This is a genomic window from Clostridia bacterium (assembly GCA_012841935.1).
Lineage (GTDB): Bacteria > Bacillota > Peptococcia > DRI-13 > DTU073 > DUTS01.
The window spans coordinates 1-7,648 of record DUTS01000079.1; the positions used below are offsets into that span (position 1 = coordinate 1).

10 protein-coding genes are annotated in these 7,648 nt (G+C 38.8%); all 10 read right to left on the reverse strand.

The features are described from left to right. A partial coding sequence (locus GX687_04620; GenBank protein HHX96729.1) for a Na+-translocating decarboxylase subunit beta occupies nt 1–474 on the reverse strand: 474 nt, incomplete at its 3' end. Nucleotides 475–946: 472 nt separating this feature from the next. Continuing rightward, a complete protein-coding gene (gene pyrR, locus GX687_04625) occupies nt 947–1,489 on the reverse strand; it encodes a bifunctional pyr operon transcriptional regulator/uracil phosphoribosyltransferase PyrR (GenBank protein ID HHX96730.1) in 543 nt (180 codons plus the stop codon). After that, complete coding sequence (locus GX687_04630; protein HHX96731.1) at nt 1,479–2,432, reverse strand: RluA family pseudouridine synthase; 954 nt, start codon at nt 2,430–2,432, stop codon at nt 1,479–1,481. Before GX687_04630 ends, pyrR begins: the two co-directional genes overlap by 11 nt. 1 nt (nt 2,433) lies before the next feature. Then, complete coding sequence (gene lspA, locus GX687_04635) at nt 2,434–2,877, reverse strand: signal peptidase II (protein ID HHX96732.1); 444 nt, start codon at nt 2,875–2,877, stop codon at nt 2,434–2,436. Nucleotides 2,878–2,893: 16 nt separating this feature from the next. Next, nucleotides 2,894–3,196 carry a hypothetical protein gene (locus tag GX687_04640; protein HHX96733.1) on the reverse strand — a complete coding sequence of 101 codons (303 nt, stop codon included), beginning with the start codon at nt 3,194–3,196 and terminating at the stop codon, nt 2,894–2,896. A 21-nt stretch (nt 3,197–3,217) separates the two neighbouring features. Next, on the reverse strand, nt 3,218–3,685 hold the full coding sequence (locus GX687_04645) for a hypothetical protein (GenBank protein ID HHX96734.1): 468 nt from the start codon (nt 3,683–3,685) through the stop codon (nt 3,218–3,220). Nucleotides 3,686–3,738: 53 nt separating this feature from the next. After that, nucleotides 3,739–5,181: an aminomethyl-transferring glycine dehydrogenase subunit GcvPB gene (locus GX687_04650; GenBank protein HHX96735.1), complete on the reverse strand. Its 1,443-nt coding sequence runs from the start codon at nt 5,179–5,181 to the stop codon at nt 3,739–3,741. A 3-nt stretch (nt 5,182–5,184) separates the two neighbouring features. Further along, the gene (locus GX687_04655) at nt 5,185–6,510 is read right to left on the reverse strand and encodes an aminomethyl-transferring glycine dehydrogenase subunit GcvPA (GenBank protein ID HHX96736.1); all 1,326 of its coding nucleotides are present in this window, start codon (nt 6,508–6,510) and stop codon (nt 5,185–5,187) included. A gap of 4 nt (nt 6,511–6,514) precedes the next feature. Further along, nucleotides 6,515–6,892, reverse strand: coding sequence for a glycine cleavage system protein GcvH (gene gcvH, locus GX687_04660; protein ID HHX96737.1), 378 nt, complete (start codon nt 6,890–6,892; stop codon nt 6,515–6,517). A gap of 5 nt (nt 6,893–6,897) precedes the next feature. Next, on the reverse strand, nt 6,898–7,648 hold a 751-nt coding region (gene gcvT, locus GX687_04665), incomplete at its 5' end, for a glycine cleavage system aminomethyltransferase GcvT (protein HHX96738.1).

The window sequence follows — 7,648 nt, forward strand, 5'->3', positions numbered from 1 at the left end:
AGGCAAGAGACCCATTTTGATTCCAATAATAAAAGCAACGAAAGTTCCCAGTTCTGCTAAAATAGCTATAAAGACACAAGTCCATGGTCTTGACAAAATGAAACCAATTTCACTTAAGGCACCGATTCCCATAAAGACCAAACAAGCGATTAAACCATTACCGAAAGTCAAATTGTAAATCGGCTGCAACCAGTTAATCTGCATAAATTCCAAAACATCAAGCGGATCATCAACCAAAGAATCAATAAAAATAGTACCAAATCCACCATCACCAATAATTAAAACTCCGGCATTAACCGCAATCATACCTAAACCCATGGGGACCATAATTAAAGGTTCCAAAGTTCTTTTAAAACCATAGTAAGCAATAAAAAAACCTGCAATAATTAACAAAACCCTAGCAATTGCTATTACCGGCTCTTGTAAAAATAAACTGCTGATCCCCGGAAATAATTTTATTAACACATCGGACATTCTTTACTACACCCCCGCATTTTTGTCATTTATCATTATTATTACCAGATACCAAATTATTCACAAAGACGATTACTCCAATAACCATTAATGAAATCACTGCCGTTAATCCATATGCTATTAATGTATATTGGATTACACCCATTCCTTCACCCCCCTAACCAAAAGTAAGTCAGCAACCCAGTTAAAATCTATATTAATAGCCTTTTTTCCAGCTGATACCTCCTTTCAAATAACAAAAACCTAAAAATAAACATAAAAAAATGACATATCTAGGCAGCTCACTACCCAATATGTCTCTCTCGCCCCAGTATTAGCTTTGGAAACGCTGTTTTCACTATAAAAACCGGAACTAAATCTCTCTCGTTCCCCTTAGAAAGGGAACAGTATTATTTTCTCTTTTTACATCCAAATTGAGTTTAACACCTTTAATTTATCTTGTCAAGCACCATTGTTAAAAAAATCTTAACCTCTATAACAGTTTTTCAACAATTAAAACTCGCTCTTCACCATCAATTTCTTTTAAGAGGACCTCGATGGCTTCCCGACGGGAAGTAGGTACATTTTTTCCAATATAATCAGCCCTAATAGGCAATTCACGATGTCCCCGGTCAATCAATACAGCTAATTGAATAGACTTTGGTCTACCCAAGTCAATTAAAGCATCTAAAGCAGCCCTAATAGTTCTGCCAGTATATAAAACATCATCCACTAAAATAATTTTTTTACCCTTAACTTCTACCGGAATTTCCGTAGCTCTAACAATAGGTTGATCACTTAAAACAGTTAAATCGTCGCGATATAAAGTAATATCTAATTTACCTACTGGTAATATTGTGCCTTCTATTTGAGAAATTATTTCAGCTAAGCGTTCAGCCAAAGGTACACCTCTTCTGCGGATACCAACAATTAACAAATCAGCTACACCTTTATTTTTCTCCACAATCTCATGTCCTATTCTGGTTAAGGAACGTCTAATACCAGCTTCATCCAATAATTCAGCCTTAATGTTCATCCTCTTTTCCCCCTTTTTTAAAAAACTTAATCCCCTTTTTACTCTGCAGCCTCTGCAGGGCCTCTTCGAAATCCGCGGGAGGGGAGACTCTAAAACACAACCATTTCCCATTTAAGGGATGATAGAACCCCAAAGTCCAAGCATGTAAACCATGTCCCTTTAAACCCAAAGCCTTATTTTGAAAACCATATTTACTGTCCCCAACCACGGGATGTCCTAAATAAGCCAAATGCACTCTTAATTGATGAGTCCGACCGGTTTTTAAATCACAAACCAACAAACTATAAGCCGTAAACTGTTCTACAAGTCGATAATAAGTAAGTGCTTCCCTACCCCCTTGGGAAACAACTGTCCAATGCAAACGCCTATGTGGATCACGCCCCAAAGGGGCCTGAATTAATCCCCCAGGTTCATTAACCACACCATGAACCAAAACTAAATAACGGCGTAGAACAATCCTTTTTTGAAACTGCTCCACCAAATCCTGATGTACAGCATCAGTTTTAGCCACGACCAAAAGTCCACTAGTTAGGCGATCCAAACGGTGCACAATCCCCGGTCTGATACTAGCTTGTTGGGAAAGAGTAGTACAGTGGGCCAACAAACCATTAACTAAAGTACCAGAATAAACATCCCCCACAGGATGAACCAATAAATTGGCAGGTTTATTAACTACCAATAAGGCCTGATCCTCATATAAAATTTCCAAAGGCATTTTTTCCGGCTGGAGCACAATTTTAGTTTCCAAAGGCAATTCATAAACTATTTTTTCTCCTGCCCTTAAACGATAGCTAGCTTTAACCACTCGACCTGCTGCCCGTACTTTTCCAGCATTCAGCATTTTTTGAATACGTGAACGTGATAAATCTTTTAAAACCTTACTTAAATAAAGATCAATTCTTTGACCAGCATCTTCTTCCGCAACAATTAACTCAGGCAACACACTACTCCTTTTCTAAAAATAAAATCTGCCAAACTAAAAAAAGCATACCGCAAACAATGGCCACATCCGCTAAATTAAACACATAAGGCCAGAAACCACGAAAATCTAAAAAATCGATGACCACACCCCGATAAAAGCGATCAATTAAATTACCACAAATTCCCCCCGTCAATAAAGCCAATGTTAAAGATAAAAAGCACTGCTTTACCTTCAGAGTAAATTGCAAATAAATGATTACGGCTAAAGCCAAAAAGGCCATGCAGATGAAAAACCATTTCTGTCCAGGTAGCAAACCAAAAGCAGCACCGGAATTTTGCAGATAAGTAATATGAAAAAAACTTTTAATTACCGGAATGGTTTGTCCTAAAGAGAGCTCTTTCATCACCCAATATTTACTTCCCCAATCCAAAAAAATAATTAAAAAGACCAAAAGCCAAAAAAACATTTTTTTCATCCCAAACTTATTTTTTCAAACTTTCATTAACCAATTGAATCAAATCAGCTATAAAATCACTAATTAAAGGGAGATTTAGTAAAACTATTTGTTTTAATAAAGCCAGCAGCACCGCACCGAGAATTGTAAAACCGACGGCCATTCCTAGGCCGCGGGCCATACCGGCCAAAAAATTAGACAAAAAGAGATGCTGTCGATTATTTAAAAACTCCACATATTCTCTAATTTTAATGTTTTCCAAAGCAGTAACCATCTTTTGTAAATGCTTTTCCACATCTGTTAAAACATCATTTTTTTTAGGTTCCTGCATTAAAAATCCTCCCAAATCTAGCTAATCATAATTACCCAAAGCACGAATAACAATACTAATCGCTGCTGAGTAAATATCCTTACAAACATCTTCTATTTGAACAATTTCCTTTTCCCGCAAACCCTGCCAAGTCATAATTCCCTTACCAGTAAGCAGTAAAATTACTTGCCAGTCCCAAAATAAGAATTCAGATAAAAAAGCATTATCAGTTAGCAAGTAACTCTCCGCCAAACTAATTTTCCGTTCCCGTATTAAATGTAATAAACTTTCTTCTTTACCATTCCAATACAATAAAGAAAAATTATGTGTAGACAACTGCCCCTGCAGCCATTGATATTCCTGCCACTCAGGGGTTCCCAAAACCAACAAATAGCCCCGCCGTTTTAAAAATCGCAAAGCTGGCTTAGTAGCAGTATAAAGTTCTAAACCTGATGGCTTTTGTAAAAAATAAACTGTTCCCATGCCTGAAAAAAAGATTGCTTTAGCCATAAATGGCTCACCCCCGTCCTATTAATATATGAACAGGGATAAAAGAGGGTGTCTTATGCTTGTGGACGCCATCTTAAAACAGGCTGTCTAGCTGCACGAGCCTCATCCAATCTTCCCAAAGGTGTCTTTTCCGGAGCACGAGCCAATTGTTCCGGAGTTTCTTTAATAATTTGCCGCATTACCTCTGCAAACCGATCTAAAGTCGCTTTGCTTTCCGTTTCCGTCGGTTCTATCAATAAAGCCTCTGCTACCAATAACGGAAAATAAACTGTAGGTGGATGATAACCATAATCCATAAGACGTTTAGCAATATCCAAAGTTCGTATTTTCTTTTCAGAAGGCGGAGTAACTACAAACTCATGCATACAAGGTCCCGGAAAAGGCTTATGATAATCCGAAGACAATAAATGTAATAAATAATTGGCATTTAATACAGCCATCGCACTAGCCTGCCGCAATCCCGCGGCCCCCAACATCAATAAATAAGTATAAGCCTTAACAACTACAGAAAAATTCCCATAAAAAGCCTTGACACTACCAATTGAATGTGGTCTTTGGTCATCTAAATAATAGATTTCCTTTTCCGGATGATATTTAATTAGTGGTTGTGGTAAAAATGGTTCCAAAAACTCTTTAACACCGACTGGTCCCGAACCCGGCCCACCACCACCATGAGGAGTAGCAAAGGTTTTATGTAAATTAAAATGGACTACATCAAAGCCCATATCACCAGGACGCGAATAACCCATAATAGCATTCATGTTGGCCCCATCATAATATAATAATCCGCCAGCAGCATGCACAATTTCAGCGATTTCTTCAATTTCAGTTTCAAACAAGCCCAATGTATTGGGATTAGTTAACATTAAAGCAGCCGTGTCCGGACCTACCACCCTTTTTAAAGCAGCCAAATCCACGCGGCCATCTTCTTGAGAAGGTATCTGAATAATTTCACAAGCAGCCAAAGAGGCTGTAGCTGGATTAGTACCATGTGCTGCTTCAGGTATAATTACTTTATTACGCTGCATTTCACCACGAAAAGCATGATAAGCCATAATTATAAAAAGTCCAGTTAATTCCCCGTGAGCACCAGCAGCAGGTTGTAAAGTAAAAGCATCCATACCGGCAATTTCAGCTAACATTTTTTCTGTCCGGGCCATTAATTCCAAAGCTCCCTGCACACTTTCCACAGGTTGATAAGGATGCAGAGAACTAAAGCCAGGTAAAGCAGCCACTACTTCATTCAATTTAGGATTATATTTCATAGTACAACTACCTAATGGATAAAAACCAGTATCCACACCATAATTTAAATTGGATAGACGTGTATAATGACGCACAACTTCCCCTTCGGTTAATTCAGGTAATAAAGGAGCCTGTTTTCTAATTAACTTTTCTGGCAAAAGATTAGTCAAGGCATGTTCCGGAACATCCAAAGGAGCTACATAATTTCCTTGACGCCCAGCAACACCTTTTTCAAAAATTAATTTTTCCACTGTTTAGGCCCCCTTCCAAACTTGAACTAATTGATCAATTTCTTCTTTAGTCCGCATTTCTGTAACACAGACCAATAAATGATGCTCCCAAGCAGAATTGTATTTACCTAAAGGTAAACCTCCCAAAATACCCTTTTCCCAAAGTCGCTGATTAATTTTTAAAGGATGCTCCGAGGTTTCTACCACAAATTCACGGAAAAAAGGTGTAGAATAAACAGGACGTACCCCCGGTATTTTGCTTAACTGTTCTCGTGCATAATGACTTTTAAAAAGGCACTGTTTAGCTACCTCTGCTAAACCCTGTGGGCCTAATAATGCCAAATAAACAGTGGCTTCTAAAGCACAAAGCGACTGATTGGAACAAATATTAGAACCAGCTCTTTCACGACGAATATGTTGTTCCCGAGTTTGCAAAGTTAAAACATAACCGCGTCTACCCTGTTCATCGACGGTTTGACCAACAATGCGGCCAGGTAACTGCCGCATATATTTTTGGCGACAAGCCATGAACCCTAAATAAGGTCCACCAAAATTAAGGGGCAGACCTAAACTTTGCCCTTCTCCTACCACCAAATCTGCTCCCATTTTACCCGGACTTTCCAAAATACCTAAAGATAAAGGATCAACACAAGCAATTAATAAACCACCTTCTTGATGAATGACAGAAGCAAAAGGCGAAAAATCCTCAACACATCCCAGAAAATTAGGACTAGCAATTAAAACCGCTGCTAGTTCATCATTAACCTCTGGCAGAACAGTTACACCATTTTTTGATTCCAGCCAAATAATTTCCACACCTTTACGCTTTAAATATGTATTTAAAGTAGCCTGATATTCAGGGTGAAGTAAACTACTAGCCGCAATTTTCTTTCGCCGTGTCACATTTACAGCTAAAAGAGCCGCCTCTGCCAAGGCAGTAGCTCCATCATAATGAGAAGCATTAGCCACATCCATCCCGGTTAATTCGCAAATTGAAGTTTGATATTCAAAAATGGCCTGTAAAGTGCCCTGACTAATTTCCGGCTGATATGGTGTATAAGCCGTATAAAATTCAGAACGAGCCATTAATTGCTTAACCGCATGAGGCTGATAATGCTGATAAGCTCCGGCACCCCGAAAACAAATCACCTCATCCAACGTTTTGTTTTTTTCAGCTAAAGCAGTCAATTTTTTGTAGGTCTCTGCTTCGGAAAAACCCGGACCAAGAGAAAGCTCCCCCGACAAACGCAGTTTAGGGGGTAAATCCCGAAAAAGGTCATCTATAAAAGCTATTCCCAAAGCAGCCAACATTTCTTTTTTTTCTGTGGGTGTATGTGGAACAAAGACCATTAATCTATTCCTCCTCAGCTACCAATTTGGCATATTCCGCAGCTGTTAATAAATCAGCGGCTATTTCCTCAATTTCGATTTCCACCAACCAGCCTTCCCCATAAGGATCATCATTAATTAATTCCGGGGCAGAAAAAAGATTTTCATTAACCCGTCTTACCGTTCCCGCACAAGGTGCATAAATATCAGAAATAGCTTTAACTGATTCTACCATCCCTAAAGATTCCCCGGCTTTAAGTTTAGCTCCTACCTCTGGTAAATCAACAAAAACAACATCTCCCAAAGCCTCTTGAGCATAAGCAGTAATTCCAACCAGACCCCACTTTTCTTTTACCAACAGCCATTCATGTTCTTGACTATACTTTAAATTTTCCGGATACATTTTCTTTACCTCCTTCGCGAATAAAAAGGTTTTTTTATTAAACGGGCCTTTAATTCCCGTCCCCTAACCCTGACCACAATTTCATTTCCCAAAAATGCATGTTCACTATCCACATAACCCAAACCCAAGTTTGTTTTTAATGTTGGTGCATAATTTCCGGAAGTAACTACACCGATTTCTCGGCCCTCCTTTTCCAAAGGGTAGCCACTGCGCGGAATACCCCTTTCCAACATTTCAAAACCTACCAATTTACGTTTTAAACCTACTTTTTTTTGAACTAACAAAGCCTCTTTACCGATAAAATCCGTTTTGGACCAAGCAACAAAAAACTCCAAATCAGCCTGCAGAGGAGTGATTTCTTCATTTAATTCCTGACCATATAAAGGCAGACCAGCCTCAAAACGCAAGGTATCACGTGCTCCCAAACCGGCAGGTCGTAAACCAATTTTTTGCCCCCCTTGTAATAACTTAGCCCATAATTGGGGAAGAGCAGCCATTTCCACATATAGTTCAAAACCATCTTCACCCGTATAGCCAGTTCGGGAAACTAAAACAGCAAAACCTCCTACTTGTGTCTTACAAAAATGAAAAGGCTTTAAATCTAACAATGATACAGCCGCAAATTCACTTAAAAGTTCCGCGGCCCGCGGACCCTGTAAAGCCAATAAACCGATTTCTGCAGTTTGATCTACTAACGTTACTTGTTCATCTTTTACTTGAGTTTTTAACCACTTCCAATCTTTAAGACGATTACCA

Excerpts from the sequence above, each read along its gene's own strand:
- lspA (HHX96732.1), bottom strand. The coding sequence starts at position 2,877 with ATGTTTTTTTGGCTTTTGGTCTTTTTAATTATTTTTTTGGATTGGGGA.
- GX687_04655 (HHX96736.1), bottom strand. The coding sequence starts at position 6,510 with ATGGTCTTTGTTCCACATACACCCACAGAAAAAAAAGAAATGTTGGCT.
- gcvH (HHX96737.1), bottom strand. The coding sequence starts at position 6,892 with ATGTATCCGGAAAATTTAAAGTATAGTCAAGAACATGAATGGCTGTTG.
- GX687_04640 (HHX96733.1), bottom strand. The coding sequence starts at position 3,196 with ATGCAGGAACCTAAAAAAAATGATGTTTTAACAGATGTGGAAAAGCAT.
- GX687_04645 (HHX96734.1), bottom strand. The coding sequence starts at position 3,685 with ATGGCTAAAGCAATCTTTTTTTCAGGCATGGGAACAGTTTATTTTTTA.
- pyrR (HHX96730.1), bottom strand. The coding sequence starts at position 1,489 with ATGAACATTAAGGCTGAATTATTGGATGAAGCTGGTATTAGACGTTCC.